Below are 845 nucleotides of genomic sequence, written 5' to 3'. Positions count from 1 at the left end.
GTTTGCCCCGACGCGAGCCCACGCCTCGCTCTCGATTTTTCCCAGTGCCTTCCAGCGCTTAGCAGCGAATTTTCCCAGACGAGGGCCGGCCGGGTCCAATTTTCGCCTAGAGGCGGTTTTCGGCTTACGGAGAGGGGGTTCGGCAGAGAGGGGATCGGTCGTGCCAGTGCGCGCGCACGGCGGCGCCTGCGGGCGGTAGGCGCCGGAGAGAGGGGGAGATGGGCGAGTGCTACACCCATCGGGGGTGGGATTCCTTGCAGGCCATCAGCGCATTGTAGGCCGTTCGGAACGGGGCTTCATCTTCCGCTCAGGCGCCGATTGCGGGTGCTTTGTCGGCTGGGGTCGGCCGGGGCGCGGGGGCGCGGCAGCGCCCCCGCATGGAGAGGGAGTTATTCGGCCTCGACGAGGTGCATGTAATCGCGCTTGATGCAGCGGACGTGGTCCTGCCATTGGCCGCCCAGGCGGTCCCACGCCTCGACCAGATCCGGGTAGGCCACGGGCAGGTACTCGGGGCGGTTGAGTACGAATGCAGCGGCGATGCGCTCGCCGGTGCTGGCCGGCGCGCCGCCGGTCTCGCGCAGCTCGCGGGCGACCTCGATGATCTTTCCGATAGGCCAATGCAGTTCGTTCATGGTGTCTTCTCCTCGGTTGACAGTGCGGCTTGCTCGCCAAGCCCATTGAGGGCTTGCCGGGCATGGCGACCGCGCAGCGTCCGGGCACGGCTTTGGCAAGGGCGGCGCGATAGCGCCGTTCATTTCACCCTTGCCAAAGCCGTGACCGGGCGCTATCTCTCCGAGCCATTCCCGGTAAGACCGGAGGCACCGACCTTCACGCAACTCTTCTTC

Annotated in this window: 1 protein-coding gene; it reads right to left on the bottom strand. The window is 66.7% G+C overall.

Annotation, left to right across the window (positions count from 1 at the left end):
- Positions 1-389 precede the first annotated feature (389 nt).
- The gene (locus ACYQ2W_RS26435; protein WP_459874085.1) at positions 390-632 is read right to left on the bottom strand and encodes a hypothetical protein; all 243 of its coding nucleotides are present in this window, start codon (positions 630-632) and stop codon (positions 390-392) included.
- Between the last annotated feature and the right edge of the window lie 213 nt (positions 633-845).

Source organism: Endothiovibrio diazotrophicus (assembly GCF_054657215.1).
This window is presented reverse-complemented; position numbering and strand designations above follow the sequence as displayed.

What these genes read in the sequence shown, in the direction of transcription:
- ACYQ2W_RS26435 (WP_459874085.1), bottom strand. Translation starts at nt 632, where the DNA reads ATGAACGAACTGCATTGGCCTATCGGAAAGATCATCGAGGTCGCCCGC.